The sequence below is a fragment of the Caulobacter sp. AVps18 genome (genome assembly GCF_058681425.1).
Genome location: NZ_CM178737.1, coordinates 2,580,741 through 2,605,444, shown reverse-complemented (window position 1 = coordinate 2,605,444; position 24,704 = coordinate 2,580,741). Strand labels below are relative to the sequence as shown.

Annotated in this window: 19 protein-coding genes and 1 pseudogene; 14 read left to right on the top strand and 6 right to left on the bottom strand. The window is 67.7% G+C overall.

Going from position 1 to position 24,704, the window contains the following annotated elements:
• Window positions 1-9: 9 nt before the first annotated feature.
• The 4 genes from ACW179_RS11740 to ACW179_RS11725 are packed head-to-tail and all read left to right on the top strand — an operon-like array spanning window position 10 to window position 5,955.
• On the top strand, window positions 10-897 hold the full coding sequence (locus ACW179_RS11740; RefSeq protein WP_492059691.1) for a DUF58 domain-containing protein: 888 nt from the start codon (window positions 10-12) through the stop codon (window positions 895-897).
• Entirely contained in the window at window positions 894-2,039 is a 1,146-nt protein-coding gene (locus tag ACW179_RS11735) for a BatA domain-containing protein (protein ID WP_492059690.1), read from the top strand. Before ACW179_RS11740 ends, ACW179_RS11735 begins: the two co-directional genes overlap by 4 nt.
• Entirely contained in the window at window positions 2,036-4,210 is a 2,175-nt protein-coding gene (locus ACW179_RS11730) for a DUF4175 family protein (protein ID WP_492059689.1), read from the top strand. The genes ACW179_RS11735 and ACW179_RS11730 overlap by 4 nt, the downstream gene beginning before the upstream one ends.
• Entirely contained in the window at window positions 4,207-5,955 is a 1,749-nt protein-coding gene (locus ACW179_RS11725) for a hypothetical protein (protein WP_492059688.1), read from the top strand. The genes ACW179_RS11730 and ACW179_RS11725 overlap by 4 nt, the downstream gene beginning before the upstream one ends.
• Window positions 5,956-5,961: 6 nt before the next feature.
• Here ACW179_RS11725 and ACW179_RS11720 read toward each other — a convergent pair whose 3' ends face one another.
• Complete coding sequence (locus ACW179_RS11720; protein WP_492059687.1) at window positions 5,962-6,459, bottom strand: type II toxin-antitoxin system VapC family toxin; 498 nt, start codon at window positions 6,457-6,459, stop codon at window positions 5,962-5,964.
• Entirely contained in the window at window positions 6,459-6,707 is a 249-nt protein-coding gene (locus ACW179_RS11715; RefSeq protein ID WP_492059686.1) for a type II toxin-antitoxin system Phd/YefM family antitoxin, read from the bottom strand. The genes ACW179_RS11720 and ACW179_RS11715 overlap by 1 nt, the downstream gene beginning before the upstream one ends.
• 202 nt (window positions 6,708-6,909) lie before the next feature.
• Here ACW179_RS11715 and ACW179_RS11710 point away from each other — a divergent pair, with 202 nt between their 5' ends.
• Window positions 6,910-8,289, top strand: coding sequence for a cation:proton antiporter (locus ACW179_RS11710; RefSeq protein ID WP_492059685.1), 1,380 nt, complete (start codon window positions 6,910-6,912; stop codon window positions 8,287-8,289).
• Window positions 8,290-8,321: 32 nt separating this feature from the next.
• Here the strand turns inward: ACW179_RS11710 and ACW179_RS11705 are convergent, their stop codons facing one another.
• On the bottom strand, window positions 8,322-9,878 hold the full coding sequence (locus ACW179_RS11705; protein ID WP_492059684.1) for a tryptophan halogenase family protein: 1,557 nt from the start codon (window positions 9,876-9,878) through the stop codon (window positions 8,322-8,324).
• Window positions 9,879-10,108: 230 nt separating this feature from the next.
• Here ACW179_RS11705 and ACW179_RS11700 point away from each other — a divergent pair, with 230 nt between their 5' ends.
• The 7 genes and pseudogenes from ACW179_RS11700 (at window position 10,109) to ACW179_RS11670 (ending at window position 16,083) form a co-directional block, all read left to right on the top strand.
• Window positions 10,109-10,720, top strand: a complete 612-nt coding sequence (locus tag ACW179_RS11700) for a DUF4129 domain-containing protein (protein WP_492059683.1) — start codon at window positions 10,109-10,111, stop codon at window positions 10,718-10,720.
• Window positions 10,717-11,943 carry a hypothetical protein gene (locus ACW179_RS11695; RefSeq protein WP_492059682.1) on the top strand — a complete coding sequence of 409 codons (1,227 nt, stop codon included), beginning with the start codon at window positions 10,717-10,719 and terminating at the stop codon, window positions 11,941-11,943. Before ACW179_RS11700 ends, ACW179_RS11695 begins: the two co-directional genes overlap by 4 nt.
• Window positions 11,944-11,953: 10 nt before the next feature.
• On the top strand, window positions 11,954-12,886 hold the full coding sequence (locus ACW179_RS11690; RefSeq protein ID WP_492064304.1) for an AAA family ATPase: 933 nt from the start codon (window positions 11,954-11,956) through the stop codon (window positions 12,884-12,886).
• Window positions 12,883-13,095, top strand: a pseudogene (locus tag ACW179_RS11685) (DUF58 domain-containing protein); the annotation flags it as partial. The gene ACW179_RS11690 and the pseudogene ACW179_RS11685, both read left to right, overlap by 4 nt.
• A 9-nt stretch (window positions 13,096-13,104) precedes the next feature.
• Window positions 13,105-14,196 carry a DUF58 domain-containing protein gene (locus ACW179_RS11680; protein WP_492064303.1) on the top strand — a complete coding sequence of 364 codons (1,092 nt, stop codon included), beginning with the start codon at window positions 13,105-13,107 and terminating at the stop codon, window positions 14,194-14,196.
• Entirely contained in the window at window positions 14,193-15,203 is a 1,011-nt protein-coding gene (locus ACW179_RS11675) for a stage II sporulation protein M (protein WP_492059681.1), read from the top strand. Before ACW179_RS11680 ends, ACW179_RS11675 begins: the two co-directional genes overlap by 4 nt.
• Before the next feature lie 28 nt (window positions 15,204-15,231).
• Window positions 15,232-16,083 (top strand): RDD family protein, encoded by an 852-nt coding sequence (locus ACW179_RS11670; protein WP_492059680.1) that lies wholly within the window; start codon window positions 15,232-15,234, stop codon window positions 16,081-16,083.
• Window positions 16,084-16,092: 9 nt separating this feature from the next.
• Here the strand turns inward: ACW179_RS11670 and ACW179_RS11665 are convergent, their stop codons facing one another.
• Window positions 16,093-16,860, bottom strand: coding sequence for a glycerophosphoryl diester phosphodiesterase membrane domain-containing protein (locus ACW179_RS11665; protein WP_492059679.1), 768 nt, complete (start codon window positions 16,858-16,860; stop codon window positions 16,093-16,095).
• 492 nt (window positions 16,861-17,352) lie between these two features.
• On the opposite strand from ACW179_RS11665, the gene ACW179_RS11660 reads away from it, so the two are divergent.
• Together ACW179_RS11660 and ACW179_RS11655 are read left to right on the top strand one after the other, a co-directional pair.
• Window positions 17,353-20,241, top strand: a complete 2,889-nt coding sequence (locus ACW179_RS11660) for a TonB-dependent receptor (protein WP_492059678.1) — start codon at window positions 17,353-17,355, stop codon at window positions 20,239-20,241.
• A gap of 135 nt (window positions 20,242-20,376) precedes the next feature.
• Complete coding sequence (locus tag ACW179_RS11655; protein ID WP_492059677.1) at window positions 20,377-21,885, top strand: tryptophan halogenase family protein; 1,509 nt, start codon at window positions 20,377-20,379, stop codon at window positions 21,883-21,885.
• A gap of 4 nt (window positions 21,886-21,889) precedes the next feature.
• Here the strand turns inward: ACW179_RS11655 and ACW179_RS11650 are convergent, their stop codons facing one another.
• Together ACW179_RS11650 and katG are read right to left on the bottom strand one after the other, a co-directional pair.
• Complete coding sequence (locus ACW179_RS11650) at window positions 21,890-22,342, bottom strand: transcriptional repressor (RefSeq protein ID WP_492059676.1); 453 nt, start codon at window positions 22,340-22,342, stop codon at window positions 21,890-21,892.
• 117 nt (window positions 22,343-22,459) lie between these two features.
• Window positions 22,460-24,673, bottom strand: a complete 2,214-nt coding sequence (gene katG, locus ACW179_RS11645; RefSeq protein WP_492059675.1) for a catalase/peroxidase HPI — start codon at window positions 24,671-24,673, stop codon at window positions 22,460-22,462.
• Window positions 24,674-24,704: the final 31 nt, after the last annotated feature.

Genomic DNA, 24,704 nt, shown 5'->3' with positions numbered 1-24,704 from the left:
TTTCACGGCATGTCTCCGCTCGACCTGCCCCCCGACCTGCGCAGCCGCCTGCGTCGCCTGTCGCTGACGCCCCGGCGCGCCGCGACCCTGGTCGAGCACGGCATGCATGCCAGCCGCAATCGCGGCGGGACGATGGAGTTTGCCCAGTACCGGGCCTATGAGCGGGGCGATGACCTACGGCGGATCGACTGGAAGCTCTATTCGCGGTCCGATCGCTTCTTCGTGCGCGACGCCGAGCGGGAAAGCCCCGTGGCGATCTGGATCGTTCTGGACGCCAGCGCCTCGATGGCCCAGGCCGATCTGGCCACCCCCGACTGGTCGCGCTTCGACGCCGCCAAGCGTGTGGCCGCCAGCCTGATCGAGGTGGCGCTGAACCAGGGTGACCGGTTTGGTCTGATCGTGGCCACGGCAGACGGGCCGCTGGCCCAGGCGCCGGCCTCGGACCGCCGCGATCGCGACCGCGCCCTGCTGACCCTGGCCCCGCTGCGGGCCGGCGGCGTCGTGCAATGGACGCGCGACCTCGGCGTGTTCGGCGGACGCATCGCAGCCAGCGATATGGTGGTCATGCTGTCGGACGGCTTTGACGAGGCCTGCATCGCCGCCGCCGAGCGGCTGGCCGCCTCGGGCCGCGACGTCTCGTTCATCCAGATCCTCACCGCTGACGAGCGCGACTTTCCCTTCGACCGGGGCTTTCGCTTCCAGGACCCAGAAAGCCAAGCCCAGATCGTCGGCGACGGACGCAGCCTGCGTGAGGATTTCCTGACCCGCTTCGCAAAGGCTCGGGGCGACCTGGCCGCGCGGCTGACCGCCAGGGGCGTGCGCCACGTCGAGCACTTCGTGGACGAGGGTGCCGACCTGCCGATCCTGGCCCTGTCGCGGGCGGCTGCGCGCCGATGAGTCCTGCCCTGCTCCTGCCTGTCGGGCTGCTGGCACTGGCCGCCGTGCTGGTTCCGTTGGTGATCCACATTGCGCGCAGCAGCGAGACCCGCACCATCGATTTTGCCGCCCTGCGCTGGCTGGATCCCAACCCTCTGCCGGTGCGCCGCCTGCGGCTGGACGAGCGGTTGTTGCTGGCCGTGCGCATCGCCCTGATCGCCGCCCTCGCCCTGTTCCTGGCCCAGCCGGTGCTGCGCGGTCTGGCGGACCGCCGGCCGGTGATCGCCGTCTCGCCCGACCTCGACCCGGCCGTCGCCCAAGGCCTGAAGGGTCGGCATATCTGGCTGGCACCGGGCTTTCCCGGGCTTGAGCATCCCGCGCCGCCCACCCCCGGCGACATCAGCAGCCTGATCCGCCAACTGGACGCGGAAGCCCCGGCGCAGGCGCCGATCACCTTGATCGTGCCCCCGGTGCTGTCGGGCGTCGACGCCGAACGGCCCCGTCTGTCGCGACCGGTGCAGTGGCGGATCACGCCAACGGATCGTCGCCAGAAGCCGGTCGCCCAACGCGCCCCGCCGGCGCTGGTGGTCCGCTTCGCGCCGGACGCTCAGGACAGCGCCCGCTATTTCCGCGCCGCCGCCATCGCCTGGACTGCGCCAGATCAGCCGCCGGCCTATGACGCTGCATCAGCAGACCAGCCCCTGCCCAAGGCCGCCCATCATCTGGTCTGGCTATCGCCGGCACCGATGCCGTCCGCCGTGCTGGACTGGGTCGAGCGCGGCGGCGTCGTGCTGCTCCCCGATGACAGCCCCTCCCCGGTCGAGGGCGACAGGCGCGTGGTCTGGCGCGACGCCGTGGGCGAACCCCTGGCCACCGCCGGTCGGTTTGGCCAGGGCCGCGTGCTGCAACTCACCCGCCCCCTGCAGCCCGCCGCGATCCCGCAGTTGGTCGAGCCCGACTTTCCCGATGCCCTGTGGGCCCTGCTGGAGCCGCCGCCGCAGCCTGCCCTTGTCGCGGCGGCCGACCATGCCCCGACGCTGGGCGCGCCGACCTATCAGAGACCTCCCCTCGACCTGCGCCCCTGGCTGGCCGCGCTGATCGCCCTGATCTTCGCGCTTGAGCGCTGGCTGGCCACACGCCGACAGCGGGCGACAGCGCCATGAGCGGCCCGCAAAGCCTGACCCGCCACCAGGACGCGGCGCGAACCCGCGTGGCGCTCGACACCCTGACCATCGGCCTGCCGGTGGTCCTGGCCCTGGCCGTTCTGGCCTGGCGAACCGTGGGTGCCGTGGCGGGTCTCACCGCCGCCCTGGCGGGTCTGAGCGGACTGGCGTTGCTGGCACTGAAACGCGCCCGGCGTTTCGACCGCGTCTGGCTGATCGCCGCGCTCGACGCCAGGGTCCCCGGCCTTGAGGACAGCAGCGCCCTGTTGTTTCAGAGCCCTGACACGCTGAAGGGGCTGGCTGCCCTACAACGGGGACGGCTGCTGGATCGCCTGAGCCGGATCGGCGCCCTCGACCTGCGTCCGGCCTGGTCGCGCCGTCTGATCGCCGGGAGCGCAGGTCTCGGTGCCGTCGCCATCCTTATCGTGGCCCTATGGCCGGCCGGGGCCGGATCATCCGGCGGCGACGCGGCCGCGCGGTTCCCCGCCCTGCCCGGCACGCCCAGGGTCACCAGCACGCGGCTGAGGATAACGCCACCGCCCTATACCGGCCTGGCCGCCTCGGAACAGACGGCGCTGGACGCCCGGATTCCGGAACGCTCGCGCGTCGACTGGATCCTGGACGTGGCCCCGCCGCCGGCCTTTGCCGCCTTGGACTTTCCGGGCGAGGCAAGGCTGGCCCTGGATCTGGCGAACGGACACTGGACCGGCGGCAAAACCTTCGCGCGCTCGGCCCTCTATCGCCTAGACGCTGCCGGCCTGGCCAGGCAGCGCCTGCACCGGCTGGAGGTGATCGCCGACGCTGTCCCGGTGGTGCGGATCCTGTCGCCGGAGAGCCAATTGGTGATGACCACGCCCGGCCAGGCGCGCTGGACGCCAGTGTTCGAGGCCAGCGACGACTATGGGGTCGAGGCCACCGCCACACTGCGCGTCACCCTGACCAAGGGCGAAGGCGAGAACATCACCTCGGTCGAACGCGCCCTGTCCCTGCAAGGCCAGGGCGAGGCCCGGCGGCGACGTTTCTCGACGACACTCGACCTGACCCGCGAGGGCATGGCTCCGGGCAGCGACCTGATCGTGCAACTGGTAGTCAGCGACAACCGCGCCGCCGGGCGGCATGTGGTCGAGGGGCCCAGCGTGATCCTGCGGTGGTCCAGCGACCTGGGCCTGGCCGACGGCCTGGACGGCATGGCGCGGCAGGTGATGCCCGCCTATTTCCGCAGTCAGCGCCAGATCATCATCGACGCCGAGGCCCTGATCGCCCAACGCGCCCGCACCGCCCCTGACCAGTTCCTGGACCGCTCCAACGCCCTGGGCGGCGATCAGGCCCAGCTTCGCCTGCGCTATGGCCAGTTCATGGGCGAGGAGGCCGAGGGCGGCGGCGGCGGCGGGTTGTCCCTGCCGACCAATGACGCCCCCGCCGCCCTGCAACTGCCCACCAATGACGCGCCGACCCCGCCCAAGCCGAAGGCCAAGCCGGCGCCAATGCCGGCCGGCCACGACGCCCATGACGGTCATGATCACGGTCAGGAGGCCGACGAGACCTTCGGCCAGATGGACAATGTGGTCGCCAAATACGGTCACGCCCATGACAGCGGCGACGCCTCGACCCTGTTTGATCCCGGCACGCGCTCGACCCTGAGCCTGGCGCTGGACGCCATGTGGAGCTCCGAGCGTGCCCTGCGTCAGGGCAAGCCTCAGGACGCCCTGCCCCATGCCTATCGCGCGCTGGACCTGCTGAAGACCGCCCAGCAGGCCGGCCGGATCTTTCTGGCCCGCACCTCGCCCAAGCTGCCGCCGATCGACCTTTCGCGCCGGCTGACCGGCAAGCGCGAGGGCATCGCCGCCGCCCCCCTTCAGCCCGTGGCGCGCACGCCCGCTGACGCCCCCGTGGCCGAGGCGTGGCGCGCCCTGGGCGAGTCACCTGGCTCGGGCGCGCCGGTTCGTCTCGACGCGCTGGAGCGCTGGACGCGCGCCAATGCCAGCCGCCTGACGGACCCGCTCGCCCTTGCGGCCGCCATCGACACCGTTCGCAACGAGCCTGCGTGCCTGGACTGCCGGCGCAGATTGCGAGCCCTGCTGTGGACGGCGCTGGAGCGGCCGGTGGCAGGCATCCAGCGCCGCCAGCCGCCCGGCCCACGCGGTCGCCGCTATCTGGATGCGCTGCAATGACCGGCCCTGAGGTCTGGACCCTCGCTCTGGTCGCCCTCGCGGTCGTGGTCGGCATCGTTCGACTGGTGCTGTGGCGGCGTGCCATCAACACGGCCGGGCGAGGCCCGCTGTGGCGCACGGCGACGCTGATCGCCCTGCAAAGCCTCGCCGCACTGTTGCTGTGCCTGACCCTGTTTCCACCCAAGGTCGCCACCCCGCCCGGTCGGCTGATCATCGCCACGCGCGGCGCGACCATTGCGGCGCCGCTGCAGCCCGGCGACATCCTGGTGGCCCTGCCCGAGGCCGGCCCGCTGAAGGGCGCAATACGCACGCCCGACCTGGCCAGCGCCCTGCGCCGCTTCCCGGAGGCCGGACGCCTGCGCATCGAGGGCGAGGGTCTGGTTCCGCGCGATCAGGTGCCGCTGGAGCGGATCGTCGAGGTCGCTCTCACCCCACAGCCGCGCGGCCTGATCAGCCTGACGCTGCCACCCGCCGTTGCGCCGGGCGCCGTTATCTCCGTCGGCGGACAGGTGGGGTCGCGGCCGTCGGGCGTGGTCGAACTGGTCGATCCGGCCAATGCCGTAGCGGATCGCGCGCCTGTGACGGCCGGGGCCCGCTTTAGCCTGTCGGCCAATGCCCGCGCACCGGGCCAGACCCTGTTTTCGCTGCGCTTGCGCGATGGTGCCGGACGGATCATCCAGCAGATCGCCATCCCGGTCGACACCCGCACCCAGCGCCCGCCGCGCGTGCTGGTTCTGGCCGGCGCGCCCGGTCCCGAGACCAAATATCTGAAGCGCTGGGCCCAGGACGGCGGGGTTGATCTGGCCGTGCAGATCGAGGTCGGGGCCGGCGTCCAGCTGGGCGATCCGTCCGTACTGCTGAACCCGGAGACCCTGGACAAGATCGACCTGGTCGTGATCGACGACCGACGCTGGGACAGTCTCAACGCGGGCGAACGCGCCGCGCTGGAGGCCGCGACACGGACAGGCCTGGGCCTGCTGCTGCGTCCGACCGGTCCTCTGTCTGAGGCGACGCGCCGCGAATGGGCCGGGCTGGGCGTCGCGGTCTCGGGCGGCGACGATGCGCGCGCCCTGCGGCTGGAGGGCGACCTCGCTCTCAATCGTCGCGACCTGACGCAGGCTGGCCCCAGCGCAATCTCGATGATCCGGGACCGCGACGGCGTCGCTTTGGCCAGCTGGCGCGGGCGCGGGCGTGGACGGGTCGGCCTTTGGACCGTGACCGACAGCTATGTGCTGGTCCTGGCCGGCCAGGCGGATCGCTATGGCGACCTGTGGAGCGAGCTGTTCTCGGTGCTGGCCCGTCCCGGCGAGGCCGGCGGCGCGCGGCTGGGGGGCCTGACGCGACACGGCGAACGCGCGTCGCTCTGCCATCTGGGAAGCGGGACGCGTATCGTGGGGCCAGACGGCACCGAGCGCGCCGCCCTGGTCGATCCGGCGACCGGCGAGCGGGCCTGCGCCGCCTATTGGCCGAGCCGACCAGGTTGGCATCTGGTCCGAGACGGCGAGCGCGGTCAGAGCGCCTTCTATGTCCAGCCGGCCGATGCCGCGCCGTCGCTGCGGCAGGCAGCCAATCGCGACGCCACCCTGGCCCTGGCGCAGGCCGCACCCGCCAAGGCCCGTGAAGCCGGCCGCCACGCGCCGGGATCGCCCTGGCCCTGGGCCGCCGCTCTGCTGGCGACGCTGGCCGCCCTGTGGTGGCTGGAGCGGCGCAGCGTCACGCCATCGCCAGGGCGTCGAGCGACCTGATCGCGCTCAGCCCCGCACGAAGATGTTTCTAAGCCAGTGAGAGCCGGCCTTGGTCGCCTGGCCCCAGTCTTCATCGTCGCTCGCCGTGTCGGGCTTGTAGTCCAAGGGATTGAACACCTTCACCCGCCCCGCCTTGAAGCTGGCCACATTGCGGGTGACCACGGTCAGCCCATGCTCAAGCGCCGTGGCCGCCAGCAGGGCGTCACGCCCCTCGGCCTGGGGCAAACTGGCCCGTCGGCGCACGATGGCCGCATCGACGGGCAGGATTCGCCCGTCGAAGGCCGGGCCAACCTGATTGTCCAGCCAGTTGCGCAGGGCCAGGCCGGCAGCCTTGTCCTTGCGACCCAGCTGGGCGACGGCGGTTTCAAGGTCCAGCAGGGTGATCGCCGAGATGAACAGGCTGGTTCGCGATACGCCCGTCGCCCACGCCGCCAGTCCCGGGTCGGCGCCCGAGGTTTTGGCCTTGCGCAGCTCCACGACGATATCCGTATCGAGCAGGTACATCAGATATCGCCGCCACGTCGCCAGACCTCGGCCGCGCCGGTGACGTCGAGTTCGAACGCCGCAGCGTCAGGCATGGCCAGCATGTCGATGATGGTTTCCGCCTGGCCCGTCAGCTTGCGATAGGCCTCGACGCTGAGCAGCACATGGGTCGCCTTGCCGCGATCGGTCACGAACACCGGTGCGATCCGAGCGTCGCGCTTGGCCTGGCTGACATCCTGATTGAACGCGCGGCTGGTGACCACCTTCATCGCGCCGGTCTCCTTATGACAGGGCTGTCGTGTAGGTACGTTACTACATTGTGGCACCACGGCAACAGTAAATTCATCAACAAAAACAATTGGGTGCATAGCCACAAAAATGCGCTCCCCCGGCTTGCATGAACTGGGAAACTCTGGCCCGTTCGGCGCAAGACTCAGGCCCGACAGGCCGAACGCGGGGGAAACACAGACCTTGTCCGACATCATCGCCAGTCTCGTCAGCACAGTCGGAAAGGTCCTGGCCCCCAACGGGCCCGCCACGCTCGCCGCCCCCCACAGCTACACACCAACCGATTTCAGCGTTCACTTCTTCCTGCAGCTGGCGGTCATCCTGCTGGCCTGCCGCGTGGTCGGCTGGCTGGGCCAGAAGCTGCTGGGCCAGCCCCAGGTGGTCGGCGAAATGATCGCCGGGGTGGTGCTGGGCCCGTCCCTGCTCGGCCTGCTGTTCCCGGCCTTCCAGGGCATGCTGTTCCCCAAGGAAACCAAGAACGTGCTCTATGTCGGCGCCCAACTGGGGGTGGGCCTCTACATGTTCATGGTCGGCACGACCTTTCAGGCTGATCACTTCAAGGCCAAGGCCAAGAGCGCGGCCAGTGTTTCACTGGCCGGCATCATCGCGCCATTCCTGATCGCGGTGGCCATCACCCCGTTCCTGCTGAAGGTGCCGGGGCTGTTCGCAGACGGCATCTCGCAGTTCAACGCCACCCTGTTCATGGGCGCGTGCATCGCCCTGACCGCCTTCCCGATGCTGGCCCGCATCATCAACGAGCGGGGCCTGGCCAAGACCTCGCTGGGCACCCTGTCGCTGACCGCCGGGGCCTTTGACGATGCCGTGTCGTGGTGCGTGCTGGCTGTGGTTCTGGCCACGTTCGGCGGCGGACCCGGCGTCGCGGTCCTGGCCATCGGCGGCGGGCTTGCCTATGTCCTGTTCCTGGGCCTGTTCGGCAAGCGCCTGCTGGCCCCGCTGGGCCGGATCGTCGAACGCGAAGGCCAGATGAGCATGACGGTTCTAGCCATCACCATGATGGCGTTCTGCTTCTCGGCCTTTGTGATGGATGCCGTCGGCATCCATGCGATCTTCGGCGGTTTCGCGCTGGGCGTCGTGATGCCGCGCGGCAAGTTCGTGGAAGAACTGAAACAGAAGGTCGAGCCCCTGGCCGTGGTCCTGCTGCTGCCGATGTTCTTCACCTATTCGGGCCTCAACACCCGGATGGACATGGTCAACTCGCTTGAGCTGCTGGCGATCGCGCTGGGCATCCTGGCCGCCTCGATCCTGGCCAAGGGCGTGGCCTGCTATGCCGCCGCCCGCCTGTCGGGCGAAGACAATCGCACCGCCCTGGGCATCGGTGCCCTGATGAACTCGCGCGGGCTAATGGAGCTGATCATCATCAATATCGGCCTGCAGAAGGGCATCATCGGCCCGACCCTGTTTGCGATGCTGGTGCTGATGGCGATCGTCACCACGGTGATGGCCAGCCCGCTGTTCGAGGCCGTCTACGGCAAGAAGGCCCGTGAGAGCGGCGAACTCGATACGCTGGTCGATGGGAAGGTCGCCCAGAAACCACCCACCTGATTTCATGGGCCTTTTTTGCCATCCCGCCGCCTTCAGGCGCTCGCGGCCGTCCGGTCAAAGCCGAAATGATTGATCTGCTCGATCAGGTCGCGATGGCCGGGCAGATCAGCCAGGGCCCGGTCGCCAAAGGCCTGGATTTTGGCGAACAGCCGATCCGCCGCCGACGTGTCGGGGAACTCATCGCGCCCCGGCGCCAGGTCGGTTTGGAAGTCCATGCCGTACAGGATGTACTGGTAGTTGAAGAAGGCGAAGGTCTCGAGATCCAGGATGAAGTCATAACGGGCCGGCGGGCGATAGCGCCACTGTTCCAGCAGATCGGCCAGGCGCTCGGGGATCGAGGCAGGGTCGACATTGTCACGCCAGAAGGGCTCGGCCCTTTGGCTTAGACAATAGTGCAGCTTCAGGAAGGTGACGATGTTGTCGTAGCGCGCGCTCATCAGCGTGTTGAAGCGCTGGGCCGGCCCGCTGATGGGCCCGTTGTGCGGGAAAAGCTCGGCAATGATCGCCAGCGCCGCCTCGATCAGCACCACGCCCGTCGATTCCAGCGGCTCCAGAAAGCCGGCTGAAAGGCCCACAGCCACACAGTTCTTGATCCACTGCTGCTGCCGATAGCCGGCGTCGAACGCCAGCGCCCGGGCCGGGAGCTCGACGTCCTGGCCGACATAGTCGCGCAGGATGGCCTGGGCGCGGTTGTTGTCCATGTGCCGGCTGGAATAGACGCAGCCCACGCCCCGCGCGCCGTTCAGACCGATGTCCCAGATCCAGCCGGCCTCGTGGGCCGTGGCGACGGTAAAGCTCTGGATCGGCGCGCCGGGGCGATCATAGGGAATCTTGCAGGCCAGGGCCCGGTCGGCGAACAGCACGTCCTGCACCGATTTGAACGGCGACTTCAGGGCCTGGCCGATCAGCTCGGAGCGAAACCCCGTGCAGTCGATATAGAGATCCGCCTCAAGCCGGCCGTGTTCCTGGCAGTCGATCCCGCCGATGGCGCCGCTTTCGTCCAGCGCGATGTGCGTGACCAGCCCCTGCAGGTGGCGCACGCCCAGATCGCGGGCCCGTTCGGCCAGAACCTGGGACAGCTTGATGGCGTCGAAGTGGTAGGCGTAGTTCAGCGGCCCCGAAAAATCGCCTTCGTGCGGGCGCTTGGGCGCGCGCTGGGCGGCGGCAACTCGGGCCTGAATGGTCATGGCCTCAGCGAAGGGCGCGCGCGTGGCCTCGTCCTGCAGCAGCCAATAGGGCGCCAGGCTCGTCCCGTCGGTCGAGAACGGGGCCTCGAACGGATGGAAATACTGATGGCGTCGCCCGTCCCTGGGTGCCCAGCCCCAGTCGTTGAACCGGATGCCCTGCTTAAAGGTCGCCGAAGTCTCGCGGATGAAGCGCGCCTCGTCGATCCCCAGGAACTGCAAGGTGTTGCGGATGGTCGGGAACGTGGCCTCGCCCACGCCGATCACGCCCAGGTCCGGCGATTCCAGCAGGGTGATCTCCAGATGCGCCTGGTCGGCGATCCTGAGGGACTTGGCCAGGTAGGCGGCGGTCAGCCAGCCTGCCGTTCCGCCCCCGACGATGAGGAGTCTTCGCCTGCGATCCATGGCTCTTCATACCGGCTTTGTCGGGGTTCATCGCCAGGAAAGGCCATGGCTGAGCCACTTTACTGCGTCCTTCGGCACAGCCCAGGCGACCAACACAGTTGCAGCCCGCGCGTTGCAAGGCGAGGTTGACTTTAGGCTCCGATTGCTCGACCCAGTCAGGGGCGTGATCGCGACTTGGGGTGTAGATGGACGTTGCGACAGCGCCGGGGGGCAGCGCGTTAGAACGGCGGGTGTCAGACCTCGACGCCGTCGCCACAGCCCATGCCAGATTGATCAAGGACCGCGCGTTCCAGTTTGACCGGAGCACGCTGGAAATACCCAAGATCCCGCCCTGGCTAAGCTGGATCGGCGATCTGCTGGAGGCTATCGCCCCGTTTCTGAAATGGATCTTCTGGGGCGGCCTGGCCCTGCTGGCGGCCCTGATCCTGTACGCCATCGTCCGCGAAATCCTGAAACTGCGCACGCCCGCCGCCAGGGCGACGCCCCATGTGCTGCCGGCCCAAGAGCTCTGGCGCCCCGATGCCGCCGCCGCCAGAAACCTACTGGACGAGGCCGACCGGCTGGCCGCCCGGGGCCTGTTTGGCGAGGCCGCCCACCTTCTGCTTCTACGCAGCGTGGAGGATATCCAGACCCATCGCGCCAGAGCCGTGGGCGTGGCCCTGACGACGCGCGAGATCGCCGGTCTGGCCGTCCTGCCCGAAGCCGCCCGCGCGGCCTTCGCCAAGATCGGCGCGGTCGTCGAACGCAGCCTGTTCGGCGGCGGCGCGGTCGACGCGGACGCCTTCGCCGATTGTCGCCAGGCCTATGAGGCCTTCGCCCTGCCCGAAGGATGGCGCGCATGAGTCGGGCGAAAGAGCGGGACGCCGGCGGCTTTTCCGCCCGCACGATGATCCTGCTGGTTTTGGTTGGCGTGATCTGCCTGGCCGGGCTGGGCGTGCTGTCGGCCTATGCCCCCGAGCTGAAGTCGGGCAACGACGGCGGCGGGCATGCGCTGTCGAAGTCCTCGGTCGGCTTTGCGGCGACGTCCAAACTGCTGACCCTGACGGGCCAGCCGGTCCTGACCCGGCGCGGTACCCTGGGGCCCGCCGCCGAGGACAGCCTGCTGATCCTGACCCCCACCGCCGAAACTCGCCCCGAGCAGATCGCGGCCATAAAGCATACTGGCCCGCTGCTGATCGTGCTGCCCAAATGGCAGACAGCGCCGGACGAGCGCCACCACGGCTGGGTCAAGACCTTCCAGCCCTATGCGCCGGCCAAGTCGCTAGGGGTGCTGCCCAAGGCGATCAAGGGCGACCTGACCCTGAACAGCCGCCGGGGCGAAGCCGGCATTCGCCTGCGCAGGCCCAAGGGCGGCGCTGTCGGTGGCCCCCTGAAGATCGATCACCTGCAGACGCTTCAGGGCAAGGACATGGTCCCCGTCCTTCTCGACGACGCCGGCGGCGTCGTGCTGGCCATGCAGCCCGAAGGCTGGACCTATGTGCTGGCTGATCCCGACCTGCTCAACACCCAGGCGCTGAAGACGGCGAACGGGGCGCGGGTCGCGGTCGAGATCCTGGACCTGATCCGGGCCGATGATACGCCCGTGGTCTTCGACCTGACCCTGCATGGCTTCTCCCGCCCGCGCAGCCTGCTGCGACTGATGCTGCAACCTCCGCTGCTGGGCGTGACCCTGGTCGTGCTGGCCATCGCCGCCCTGGCGGGGTTCCAGGCGGCGGTGCGCTTTGGTCCCGCACGGCGGCCGGCCCGGGCCGTGGCGCTGGGCAAGGCGGCGCTGGCCGACAATACGGCCGGCCTGGTGCGACTGGCCCGGCGCGAGCATCGCATGGCCCTGCCCTACGCCCATCTGGTGCGCGCCTCGGTCGCCCGGGCCATAGCCGCCCCGCGCGGCCTGGACGGCGCAGAACTGGACGCTTTTCTGGATCGGGTCGGGGTCCTGTCGGGCGCCACCCATCTTTATTCGGCCCTGGCCGAGCGCGCCAAGGCCGCCAGCGGTCCGGCCGACCTGATGGCGGTAGCCTGCGATCTGCATATTTGGAAACAGGAGCTTGTGCGTGGACGTCAGTGAAGTCAGGGCGATGGCCAATGCCATCCGCGCCGAGGTCGGCAAGGCCGTCGTGGGTCAGGACGCCGCCGTGGACGTGCTTCTGGTCGCCCTGTTCGCCGGGGGTCACGTTCTGCTGGAAGGACCGCCGGGCGTCGCCAAGACCCTGCTGGCCCACAGCTTCGCCCGGTCGGTGGCGCTGGACTATGGCCGCATCCAGTTCACGCCCGACCTGATGCCAGCCGATATCATCGGCACCAACCTGTTCAACTTCCAGACCTCCAGCTTCACCCTGACGCGCGGGCCGCTGTTCTCGGAACTGCTGCTGGCCGACGAAATCAACCGCACCCCGCCCAAGACCCAGGCCGCCCTGCTGGAAGCCATGCAGGAGCGGCATGTCACGATCGACGGTCACGCCCATGCCCTGAGCCCGCGCTTCACCGTGGTCGCCACCCAGAACCCCATCGAGCAGCAGGGCACCTATCCCCTGCCCGAGGCGCAACTGGACCGCTTCCTGTTCAAGCATGTGCTGGCCTATCCCGACGCGGCCCAGGAGCGGCGGATCATCGCCTCGCACGGCGCACGCACCGGCCAGATGGACCCCGTGGCCCTGGGCGTGACCTCGGTCGCCTCGCGGGCCGATATCGATGTCGCCATCGACACCGTCGCCCGCGTCACCCTGACCGACGAGGTCGTAGGCTATGTCGCTGACCTGGTACGGGCCACCCGCGACTCCACCGACATCGAGACCGGTGCCTCGCCCCGGGCCGGCGCCATGCTGGCGGTGGCCGCCCGCGCCGCAGCCGCCCTGGATGGTCGCGACTATGTGCTGCCCGACGATGTGAAGACCCTGGCCATCCCTGCCCTGCGCCACCGCCTGATCCTGTCAGCAGCGGCCGAGATCGAGGGGCGCAAGGTCGATGCCGTCCTGCGCGCCCTGGTGGACCGCGTGGCGGCGCCACGGTGATTTACCCGATGCGCCGGGCCATACTGGCGACCGCCATTGGCGCGCCGGTGGCGTTGCTGACCGGCGTGCTGACGCCGGCCGGATGGCTTGTCGCGCCGGTCTGGCTGGGGCTGGTAGCCCTGTTGCTGGTGGTCGACGCCCTGATGGGCGGACCGCGCTCAGCCCTCAGCCTGGACCCGCCACCGTTTCTGGATCTGGCCGTGGCGCGTCCGGCGTCCATGACCCTGACAACACGGTTTGGGCGTGGGGCGGTGCCGGCCACCGCCTTCGCCGGGCTGGCCGCAGATAGCCGACTGGGGCTGGCCTCGCCCTTCGTCGCGGCGGCGGTCGAGGCGCGCGAAGCGCGGTTCGCCTTCGACATGACGCCCGAGCGGCGCGGCGAAGGCGATCTGGAAACCCTCTGGGTGCGCTGGTGCGGACCGATGGGCCTGGTCTGGAAACAGAAGACCTTCGCGCTCGACGTCAAGGCCGCCGTGCGAACCGACCTGCGCGGCGTGCGCGACGAGGCCGTCCGGCTGATGGCGCGCAACGCACTGATCGGCGTCAAGGCCCAGATCGAGATGGGCCAGGGCTCGGAGTTCCAGGCCCTGCGCGACTTTCAGTCGGGCATGGACCGCCGGGCGATCGACTGGAAGCAGTCGGCGCGCCACGCCAAGCTGTTTGCCAAGGAATTCCGTACCGAACGCAACCACCACATCGTCATGGCGCTGGACTGTGGCCGGGCGATGAGCGAGCCGGTGGGCGGCGCGCCGCGCATCGACCGGGCCATCAACGCCGCCCTCCTGCTGGCCTATGCGTGCCTGAAGTCCGGCGACCGGGCGGGCTTTTTCGCCTTCGATTCCGCGCCCCGGGTTCTGACCGGCGCGGTGGCCGGGCTGGACGCCTTTCGCCAGCTTCAGACGGTCGCCGGCCGCATCGACTATTCGGTCGAAGAGACCAACTACACCCTGGCCCTGACCACCCTGGGCGCGAAGCTGCAACGGCGCTCCCTGCTGGTGGTGTTCACCGATTTCACCGATTCCACCGCTGCTGAACTGATGATCGAGGCTCTGGGCCGGCTGCTGAAGCGCCACCTCGTGCTGTTTGTGGTGATGCGCGACCAGGAGCTGGAAGACCTGACAGGTGCCGAGCCCCGAACCGCCGAGGACGTCTCGCGCGCGGTCGTCGCCTCGACCCTGCTGCGCGAGCGCGACACGGTGGTGGCGCGGCTGAAGCGGATGGGGGCCCACATCGTCGAGTCCCCCGTCGACCGCATCGGCCCGGCGGTGATCAACGCCTATCTGGACCTCAAGCGCAGGGACCTGCTGTGAGCGATATCAGGATAGACCCGCGCCTGAAGAGCCAGCGCTTCCGCCAGGAGCGCGAAGCCGACTGGCGGCGGCTGGAACGGCTGATGGATCGCGTCGAGAAGGGCTCGGCGGCGGCCCTGACCGACGACGAGATCCTGGCGATTCCGGTGCTGTATCGCTCGACCCTGTCGGCCCTGTCGGTGGCGCGGGCCACTTCGCTGGATCGCGGCCTGATCGCCTATCTCGAGACCCTGTCTTCGCGCGCCTACTTCTTCGTCTATGGCGCGCGCGGTTCATTGCGGGCCAAGCTGACGGAGTTCTTTGCGGGTGGCTGGCCGGCGGCGGTCAGGGGCCTGTGGCGCGAAACCCTGGTCAGCGCGCTGCTGATGACCCTGGGCGCCCTGGCGGCTGCCTGGCTGGTGGGTCAGGAAGCTGACTGGTACTACGCCTTCATGCCGCCAGAGATGGCGGGCGGCCGCGATCCCGCAGCCTCGACTGCAGCGCTGAAGGCCACCTTGGCCGGCAAGGCGGAGAGTGACGGGCTGTCGGCGTTCGCCACGTTCCTGTTCACGAACAATGCCCAGGTCGCCCTGCTGGCCTTTGCGCTGGGCTTTGCGTTCTGCGTGCCTACGGCCCTGCTCGTCCTCTACAACGGCGCCGTCCTGGGGGCCTTCCTGACGCTGTTCATCAGCCGGGGGCTGGGCGTCGAGGCGGGCGGCTGGCTGCTCATCCACGGCGTGACCGAGCTGTTTGCGGTGATCCTGGCCGGGGCCGGTGGTCTGAAGATCGGCTGGGCCATGGCCTTTCCCGGCGAGCAGCGGCGCCTGGACGCGGCGGCCTCGGCCGGACGGCAGGCCGCGACCGTGATGGCCGGCGTGGTGGTGATGCTGTTCGTCGCCGGGCTGCTGGAAGGCTTTGGCCGGCAGCTGATTGCCGACACGGCGGCGCGCTATGGCGTCGCCCTGGTCAGCGCCGTGATCTGGGGGGCTTATTTCTACGGTCCCAGACGGGAGGCCGCCCGTGGCTAGCGCCGCCAAGCGATCACAGGACAAGAGCATGGTCCGGCCGCTGGTGACGCCTGAGGGCGTCGACCTGCAACTGCAACTGGGCGACGCAGCCCAGCGCGCGGCGGCCTTCCTGCTGGACGCGGCGATCATCGGCGGCGTGCTGACCGCCATGTCCCTGCTGACCTTGCTGCTGGGGATCGGTGCCCTGGGCGCGTTCGGGCTCACCGGCGGCGAGATGATGGCCGTGGTCTGGCTGTTGGGCTTCTTCCTGTTGCGAAACTTCTATTTCACGGGCTTCGAGCTTTCAGCGCGGGCGGCGACGCCGGGCAAGCGGGCCATGGGTCTTCGCGTCGCCTCGCGTGACGGCGGCCGACTGCGCGCCGAGGCCATCTTCGCGCGCAACGCCATGCGCGAGCTCGAACTGTTCATGCCGCTGTCCCTGCTGCTGGGGCGCGGTCAGGGCCAGGGCGTCGAAAGCTGGATGTTTCTGCTGGCCTTCGCCTGGTCAGCGATCTTCGTGTTCTTCCCGCTGTTCAACCGCGACCGCCTGCGGGTGGGAGACCTGATCGGCGGCACCTGGGTGGTGCGCACGCCGCGCCAGTCCCTCACCCGCGACATGGCCGACGACGGCGCCGAGCGCCTGCGTCGCTACGCCTTCACGCCTGCGCAGATCGACGCCTACGGGGCCAAGGAACTGCATGTTCTGGAAGACGTGCTGCGCCTGCGCGAGCGTCGCACCCTGCGGGCCGTTGCCGAGCGCATCGCCATCCGGATCAACTGGACCCGGTCACCCGACGAAGACGATTTCGATTTCCTGAGCGCCTACTACGCCGCCCTTCGCGGCCGGCTAGAGGCACGGCTGCTTTTGGGTGTCAGGCGTCGCGACAAGCACGACGCCTGATCCTTTCGGTCAGTCGAACACAGATGCCAGTTGCTCGGGCCCGACGCCCTCCTTGGCCGACCGCAGTTCGTAATAGATCGCAGCGACGCCCGCCGAACCGATGACGCCCACAACGACGTTGTAGAGCGGCGTAAGCACGAGGGTGGCCATGTTGCCTTGCGCGCCTTCGGTCATTGAACTGGCCACACCGCCGCCGAGCGCTGCGATCGTAAGGCTTATGACCATGGCGCCGATGAAGTAGATGACCAGCAGGGCAAAGATGCTCCAGCGGTGGCCGCGCGTCAGGTCGCGGCTGCGCTGGAAGGTCTGGGTCACACCACGCTTTTCGGCCACCAGAACCGGTGCCACCACAACCCAGATCACACTGAGTATGATGGCTGGTACGATCAGCAGGATGAAACCGACCACAAGGCCAAGGCCCATCAGTATGGCCAGACCGAGCAGAGGCAGGAATAGTTTGGCACCCATGCTGATGGCGTCTCCGGCGCTGGTCTTGCGGCCGTTGAGCGTGTTGATGCTGGCATACACCACCGCGCCCTGAAGCATGTAGGTCCCGATAAAGGCCAGAACGCCGCCAATGAACAGCAGCGGAAAACCTTTGGTCAGGTCGGTTGCGCTGACACTGGTCTGGCCAATCGTCGAGATCAGGCTGGGCACGCCGACCAAGCCCACGGCCGCTGCTGCGAACAGCGGAAAGTTTGCGCCAATGACCTCGAACGTCCGGCGGGCGACGCGCCCGATATCGAATGTCCCGCCTACGGATTCTACTGTCGTCACTCTGAAGCCCCCCGATTGAGCCTGCATTAGATCGCGCGGGCTCAACCAGAGCAAGACTTGATGCGGACGCTAGGAACAGTGACGCCGCCAAGCCCTTGCGCCGCAAGGAAAGTCGTCGCTCACAACAGGCGTGATGCGCCTCGCGGCGACACCGCGACCCGCTACCCGGGCGGAGAGCTTCGGAAATCCAAGTAAAAAAACTTGCTTTAGGAAATGAACCGCTGTTATCTAAGGGTACTGACAGCGCTGTCTCTTCTAGAATTGACAGCGCTGCCTTCGGGTCAACAGCCCGAATCACCGGCTCCAGAGAGACGTCGGGATCAGTACAGGGAGGGTGCGTCAGGCATCCCGAAAGCAAGCGTGAAACAACCTTGAGGACCTCCTCAGGGGTTGCGGTTCCACGCCTCAGACTAAGCAGAGGGGTAATAGGTCTTGAGAAACTCATTCAATCGGTCTCGCGCAACATTGCTGACCGCCACATCCGCGCTCGCCATGATGGCAGCGGGCCATGCCCACGCCCAGCAGGCGCCGGCGCCCGCCTCCACCGAAGTCGAGGAAGTGGTCGTCACCGGCTTCCGCGCTTCGCTGGCCAACGCGCTGAACGTCAAGAAGAACTCCAACCTGATCATCGAGTCGGTCACGGCCGAGGACATGGGCAAGTTCCCCGACCAGAACATCTCCGAGTCGCTGCAACGCCTGCCAGGCGTTCAGATCGATCGCGAAAACGGTCAGGGCACCAAGGTCCGCATCCGGGGCCTGGATCAGAACGTCACCCTGCTGAACGGCGACACCTTCCTGTCGGGCCTTGAAGCCTTCCGCCTCGGCGAAGGCAACGCCAAGCAGACCAATTCGCTGGAAGGCATTCCGTCCGACCTCCTGGCCGGCGTCGATGTCATCAAGTCGCCCCGCGCCGACGTGATCGAAGGCGGCCTGGGCGGCACCATCAACCTCAAGACCCGCAACGCGCTCGACGTCCGCGACGACACCACCATCTCGGCCGACGTGCGCTTCAATCAGGGATCGTTCAACGGCAAGGCCAAGCCGCAGGTCTCGGTCGTCCTGGGTCACAAATTCAATGACAACTTCGGCCTTCTGGGAAGCTTTTCCTGGGACAAGACCAATGTCGACACCGAAATCCTGAGCGGCGAAAATCGCGGCAACTGGGCATTCCGGGCCCGCAATACTGCGACCGGCAACAACCAGGTGGCCACCGGCACGACCAATGTCTGGTCGCCGGAATACCGCTATACCAACAACCGCCACCAGGAGCGCGAGCGTACCGCCTTCTCGCTGAACGCCGATCTGCGGGTCTCCGACTCGCTGTCCGTGCGCGCCGACTGGTTCCATTCCGACCTGAAGATCTTCACGGGCGAACACTCGTTGAAGTGGGCCTATGCCAACGAGAACGCGACCTATAACTCGCAGGGACTGACCATCAAGGACGGCATCCTGCAGTCAGGCAATGTCACGGCCAACTCGTCGGAAGGTGATACCTTCGCCAAGGACGCCCAGGCCAAGACCGACAACTTCCAGTTCTCGGCCGACTGGGACAATGGCGGCCCGCTGACCGGCAAGGTCCGCGCAGCCTTCTCCAAGTCTGACTACGAGTCCAACTCCGGCCAGGTCGATACGCGCTACACCCAGTATGGCGTCCGCGACGGCGGTGCCGGCTTTGCGCCCAATGCGACCGCTCCGCTGACGGCCACCTATGCTTTCGCCAATGGTGCCTACCCCACCTTTACGCCTTCGGCGGCCCTGGCCACCGCGATGGCGACCCCGACCTCGGTGTTCTTCAAGTCGCACTGGGCCTTCGGCGACAAAAGCGAAGTCAAGGACATCGCCCTGACCGGCGATTTCAAATACACGCCCAGCTTCGCCGAAGAGGCGGGCCTGGTGTTCAGCTTCGGCGGCCGCTACTCGGACCGCGAGATCGACTCCACCTATGGTCGCTATCTGGCTGACTATTCGGGCAAGGGCGAACTGCCGGCCAGCGCCCAGGGCACGACCGTCGGCGGCACGTTCGTGGACTGGACCCCACTCGGCTACTTCCAGGACGGTGCCATCGGCCTGAAGAAGTGCGACATTGCCTCGTTTGCCTGCGGGCGCTTCGGCAATTCGCCGGCTGTGATCACGCCTTACCAGACGGCGGCGTCCAACCCGTCGCGGGCGGTCACGGACAACGTCAACGGCGTGACGGCGATCTTCCAGGACTATGGCCAGATGAAAAATCCGGTCGGCTGGATCCAGGCCCTCTACCCCTCGACGAAGTTCGCCTTCTACAAGGACCCCATCGAGTCCTTCAAGATCCGCGACAAGACCACCTCGACCTACGCCATGGCCGACCTGGGCGACATGGACGACGCCTATCACATCAATGCCGGCGTCCGCATCGTGAACACCAAGCTGGTCATCGACGCCTCCAACACGCCGGTCACGCCGCTGTGGTGGGGCACCGACAGCTGGAACGGCGTACTCAAGAACCCTGACTCCTCCCGCACGGTTCGCGAATACACTGACGTCCTGCCCAGCCTGTCGGGTGTGTTCGAGATCAACGACACCGACAAGGTCCGCGCCAGCGCGGCCCGTGTGGTCTCGTCCCAGAACCTGTTCGACCTGGGCCAGGGCGCTTCGTACAACTTCACGCGCTCGTCCAATCCAGGCCCCAACCTGGACAAGTTCCTCTACACCAACGGCAGCGGCGGCAATCCCAACCTGGACCCCTTCCGGGCCTCGCAGTTCGACATCGCCTATGAGCGCTACTTTGGTGCCCAGGGTCTGATTTCGGGCGGCTTCTTCTACAAGACCGTCGACAGCTTCATCGTCTCCAACACCTACAGCATCTCGGTGAAGGACCAGTCGGTCGTGGGCAGCTCGGTCGGGCCGTTCTCGTCGGTGGTCAATGGCGAAGGCGGCACCATCAAGGGTGTCGAACTGCAGGCGCAATACGCCTTCGACTTCGGGTTCGGCTTCACGGCCAACTACACCTACTCGGACTCCAAGTCGCCCTACAGCAACGACTTTTCCAAGAGCCTGCCGATCCCGGGCGTCTCCAAGACGGCCTTCAACCTGCAGGGCTACTACGAGGCCGGGCCGTTCTCCTCGCGCCTGTCCTATGCCTGGCGTGACAAGGCCTATCTGGGCAACTTCGGCTTTGGTTCCGGCGCGGACGTCCACACCCTGGGGATCTACAACAAGGCCTATGGCCAGTTGGACGGCCAGGTCGCCTATGCGGTGACCCCGGCCCTGAAGATCACCCTGGAAGGCTCCAACCTGACCAAGCAGGACGCCGAAACCTACCTGCAGTTCCCCGGCCTGCCGTTCCGCTTTGTCGGCGGCGACCGTCGCGTCTCGATCGGCGCCCGGTTCAAGCTGGGACTGTAATCCGACCTGACGGAGGGCTTTGGTCTCCCCCACCCTCTGTCTAAACTTTACCGGGGCCGCCTTCCTGCGAGGCGGTCCCGGACTTGTGTCTGGCGTATGGCCGATCATGATCGCCGGAGCCCGAGGAGTTCGCCCGTGATTGATCCCAAGACCGACAACCTGCCCGGGTCCATCGTCATCCTGGGTGGCGGAACGGCAGGCTGGATGGCCGCGGCCCTTCTGGCCCGCGCCCTGGGCCGGCGCTGCGCAATCACCCTCGTCGAGTCCGCCGAGATCGGCACGGTGGGTGTCGGCGAAGCCACCATTCCCCCCATTCGCGGCTTCAACCAGACGCTTGGCCTGAACGAGGCCGAATTCGTCCGCGAGACCAAGGGCACCTACAAGCTGGGGATCGAGTTCCACGGCTGGACCCGGCCCGGCGAAGCCTATTTCCACCCGTTCGGCGTCTATGGGACCGCCCCCGACCCCGGCTATTTCCATCACTACTGGCTGAAGCTGAGGGCGCTGGGCCGAGCGGGGCCACTAGACGACTATTCCCTGTGCGCCCAGGCGGCCCGCCGGGGGCGCTTTGGCCAGCAGAGCCAGGATCCACGCTCGCCGCTGTCGACCTTCGGATCGGCCTTCCATTTCGACGCCGGCCTCTATGCCCGCTTCCTGCGGACCTATGCCGAGCGCCTGGGCGTCACCCGCATCGAGGGCAAGGTCGCCCGCGTCGCCCAGCGTGGCGAAGACGGGTTCATCGAGGCCCTGCACCTGGAAGGCGACCGCCGCGTCGCGGGTGATTTCTTCATCGACTGCTCGGGCTTCCGTGGCCTGCTGATCGAGGAGGCCCTGAAGACCGGCTACGAGGACTGGTCGCACTGGCTGCCCTGCGACCGCGCCATGGCCATGCCCTGTACGCGCGAGGGCGCGCCGCCGCCCTTCACCCGGTCAACGGCCCAGGCGGCCGGCTGGATCTGGAACATCCCGCTGCAGCACCGCGACGGCAACGGCTATGTCTATTCCAGCCAGTTCATCGACGACGACGCGGCCGAAGCGACCCTGCGCGCCAGCCTGGGCGGCGCGCCCTTGGCCGAACCCAACCGCCTTCGGTTCGTCACCGGACGGCGCAAGAAGGCCTGGAACAAGAACGTGCTCAGCCTGGGTCTGGCCAGCGGATTTATCGAGCCCCTGGAATCGACCAGCATCCACATGATCCAGGCCGGGCTGCTGAAGTTCCTGTCGGTCTTCCCCGGCAAGACTTGGGATCCGGTCCAGGCCGACGACTACAACGACCGCATCCAGCTGGATTTCGAGCGCATCCGCGACTTCATCGTCCTGCACTATCACGCCAACCAGCGCGACGAGCCGCTGTGGCGGTCACGCCGCGAAATGCAGATTCCCGAAACCCTGGCCCGGCGCCTGGCCCTGTTCCGCGCCTGCGGGCGGCTGTCCCAGCATCCCGAAGAGATGTTCACCGCCACCAGCTGGCAGGCGGTTCTGGACGGCCAGGGCGTGCATCCACGGTCCTATGACCCGCTGGTGGATCTGCACGACATCGACCGCGTCGGCGCCGAGTTCGAGCAGGTCCGCCGGGAGATCCGCCAGACCGCCGAGGCCATGCGGCGTCACGCCGACAGCCTGCCCTCGATGGCCATGGCCTGACCGATCAGGTCTCGCTCGGGCGGTCTCGGGCGGCGGCGATGGCCGGATCGCGGCGAAAGCGCACCATGATCTCCACGCCATCGCGGCGCTCGCTCAGGGCCTGACGAACCATGGCCAGCAGCGTCTCGTCCGAGACGTGAAGGTCAACGATCTGGGCGGAGTCCTCATAGACGACGTGAGAGTGTGGCTCGGCCACGGTGTCGAACACCAGCTCCGTCGTGGTGGTGGGCAACCGCCCGATCAGGCCGTGGTCGGCCAGGGCTTCCAGATACCGGGCAAGGTCGGCATGGGTCACCGCAAGGCCAGATTCGGCGGCCATGTCAGCCACCTCCGGCAGGGTCAAATGGGTGTCCGGCGCGGTCCGCAGCATCGCCAGAACCCGCGCGAGCACGCCATGGCCCGCCAGACCGGCGCGGCGCAGCTCCTCGCGAAACACGGCTTCCACCGTATTTGGCATCTCTTGTCTCCTCCCGGAGTCGGGACCGATCGCAGTCATGCAGCGCTGCGATCTGGCCCGGGCAAGAACACCGGGACGCGGCTGGGTGTCAGTCGCGTCCCGGGTTTTCTCGAGTGATCAAGCGAGGTCGAAGCGGTCCAGGTTCATCACCTTGGTCCAGGCCGCCACGAAGTCGCCGACGAACTTGGCCTTCGCGTCGCTCTGGGCATAGACCTCGGCCAGGGCTCGCAATTGCGAGTTCGAGCCGAACACCAGATCGACGCGCGTGGCCGTCCACTTCGGCGCGCCGGTGGTGCGATCGCGACCTTCGAACTGCGCCTCCGCCTCAGACGTCGCCGACCAGACCGTGCGCATGTCCAGCAGGTTGACGAAGAAGTCGTTCGTCAGAACGCCCGGCTGGGTCGTGAACACGCCGTGCGCGGCGGCGTCGGCATTGGCGCCCAGCACCCGCAGACCACCCACCAGCACCGTCATCTCGGGCGCGGTCAGGGTCAGCAGTTGAGCCCGGTCGATCAGAAGTTCCTCGGCGGTGAGGGTGTATTCCGTCTTCAGATAGTTGCGGAACCCGTCGGCGGTCGGCTCAAGCACCGAGAACGACTCGATGTCAGTCTGCGCCTGCGAGGCGTCGGTGCGCCCCGGCGTGAACGGGACCGCCACCTCATGACCGGCGGCCTTGGCCGCCTGCTCGACGGCCGCCCCCCCCGCCAGCACGATCAGGTCGGCCAGCGAGATCTTCTTGCCCCCGGTCTGCTCGGCGTTGAAGGTCGCCTGGATCGCCTCCAGCCCCGCCAGCACGGTGGCCAGGACGGGCGGCTGGTTGACGGCCCAGTCCTTTTGCGGCGCCAGGCGGATGCGCGCGCCATTGGCCCCGCCCCGCTTGTCCGATCCCCGGAAGGTCGAGGCCGAGCCCCAGGCGACGCTGACCAACTGCGAGACCGACAGGCCCGAGGCCAGCACCCTGGTCTTCAGATCGGCAATATCGGCCGCATTGACCAGCGGGTGATCGAGCGCGGGAACGGGATCCTGCCAGATCAGCTCTTCCTTCGGCACCAGCGGGCCGCGATAGCGGGCGATGGGCCCCATGTCGCGGTGGGTCAGCTTGAACCAGGCCCGGGCGAAGGCGTCGGCGAACTGATCCGGGTTCTCGTGGAAGCGCTTGGAAATCGGCCCATAGATCGGGTCGAACCGCAGCGCCAGATCCGTCGTCGCCATCATCGGCGCGTGGCGCTTTGAGGGATCGTGGGCGTCAGGCACCAGGGTCCTGGCCGCCGGATCCTTCGGCGTCCACTGCTGGGCACCGGCCGGGCTCTTGGTCAGCTCCCACTCGTGGCCGAACAGCGTGTCGAAATAGCCGTTGTCCCACTTGGTGGGATTGGGCTTCCAGGCACCCTCAAGGCCGCTGGTGATGGTGTGGACGCCCTTGCCGCTTTCCCAGCTATTGCGCCAGCCAAGGCCCTGCTCGACGATACCGGCCCCCTCGGGCTCGACCCCGACATGGGCTGCGTCACCCGCGCCGTGCGCCTTGCCGAAGGTGTGGCCACCGGCGATCAGCGCCACAGTTTCCTCGTCATTCATGGCCATCCGCGCGAAGGTCTCGCGGATATCATGCGCCGAGGCCAGCGGATCGGGCTTACCGTTCGGGCCTTCGGGATTGACGTAGATCAGACCCATCTGAACAGCGGCCAGCGGCTTGTCCAGTTCGCGCTCGCCCTTGTAGCGCGCGTCGCCCAGCCAGGTGTCCTCGGCACCCCAGTGGACGTCTTCCTCCGGCTCCCAGGTGTCTTCCCGGCCAAAGCCGAAGCCGAAGGTCTTGAAGCCCATGGTCTCCATGCCGACGTCGGCGGCGATGATCATCAGGTCGGCCCAGCTGATCTGGTTGCCGTACTTCTGCTTGATCGGCCAGATCAGGCGGCGGGCCTTGTCGAGGTTGCCGTTGTCAGGCCAGCTGTTGAGCGGCGCAAAGCGCTGCTGGCCCGCGCCAGCTCCCCCGCGACCATCGCCGGTGCGATAGGTGCCGGCGCTGTGCCAGGCCATACGGACAAAGAACGGGCCGTAGTGGCCATAGTCGGCCGGCCACCAGTCCTGCGAGTCGGTCATCAGCGCCGCCAGGTCCTTCTTCAGGGCCTCGACATCCAGCTTCTCGACCTGCTCGGCATAGCTGAAGGCCGGGGAGAACGGGCTGACCAGCGACGAGTGCTGCGACAGGATCTTCAGGTTCAGCTGGTTGGGCCACCAGTCACGGTTCGAGCGCCCCCCGAAGCTGGTGTGGAACCGTACGCCGTGATTCAGCGGGCACTTGCTTGTGGGTTCGACGATATCGCTGCCGTCCATGATGGGCTCCGTTCTTGGCTGGATTGACGGG

What these genes read in the sequence shown, in the direction of transcription:
- ACW179_RS11680 (WP_492064303.1), top strand. Translation starts at nt 13,105, where the DNA reads ATGACCCTGACAACACGGTTTGGGCGTGGGGCGGTGCCGGCCACCGCC.
- katG (WP_492059675.1), bottom strand. Translation starts at nt 24,673, where the DNA reads ATGGACGGCAGCGATATCGTCGAACCCACAAGCAAGTGCCCGCTGAAT.
- ACW179_RS11730 (WP_492059689.1), top strand. Translation starts at nt 2,036, where the DNA reads ATGAGCGGCCCGCAAAGCCTGACCCGCCACCAGGACGCGGCGCGAACC.
- ACW179_RS11720 (WP_492059687.1), bottom strand. Translation starts at nt 6,459, where the DNA reads ATGTACCTGCTCGATACGGATATCGTCGTGGAGCTGCGCAAGGCCAAA.
- ACW179_RS11690 (WP_492064304.1), top strand. Translation starts at nt 11,954, where the DNA reads ATGGCCAATGCCATCCGCGCCGAGGTCGGCAAGGCCGTCGTGGGTCAG.
- ACW179_RS11660 (WP_492059678.1), top strand. Translation starts at nt 17,353, where the DNA reads ATGATGGCAGCGGGCCATGCCCACGCCCAGCAGGCGCCGGCGCCCGCC.
- ACW179_RS11695 (WP_492059682.1), top strand. Translation starts at nt 10,717, where the DNA reads ATGAGTCGGGCGAAAGAGCGGGACGCCGGCGGCTTTTCCGCCCGCACG.
- ACW179_RS11725 (WP_492059688.1), top strand. Translation starts at nt 4,207, where the DNA reads ATGACCGGCCCTGAGGTCTGGACCCTCGCTCTGGTCGCCCTCGCGGTC.
- ACW179_RS11735 (WP_492059690.1), top strand. Translation starts at nt 894, where the DNA reads ATGAGTCCTGCCCTGCTCCTGCCTGTCGGGCTGCTGGCACTGGCCGCC.
- ACW179_RS11740 (WP_492059691.1), top strand. Translation starts at nt 10, where the DNA reads ATGTCTCCGCTCGACCTGCCCCCCGACCTGCGCAGCCGCCTGCGTCGC.
- ACW179_RS11715 (WP_492059686.1), bottom strand. Translation starts at nt 6,707, where the DNA reads ATGAAGGTGGTCACCAGCCGCGCGTTCAATCAGGATGTCAGCCAGGCC.
- ACW179_RS11670 (WP_492059680.1), top strand. Translation starts at nt 15,232, where the DNA reads ATGGTCCGGCCGCTGGTGACGCCTGAGGGCGTCGACCTGCAACTGCAA.
- ACW179_RS11650 (WP_492059676.1), bottom strand. Translation starts at nt 22,342, where the DNA reads ATGCCAAATACGGTGGAAGCCGTGTTTCGCGAGGAGCTGCGCCGCGCC.
- ACW179_RS11705 (WP_492059684.1), bottom strand. Translation starts at nt 9,878, where the DNA reads ATGGATCGCAGGCGAAGACTCCTCATCGTCGGGGGCGGAACGGCAGGC.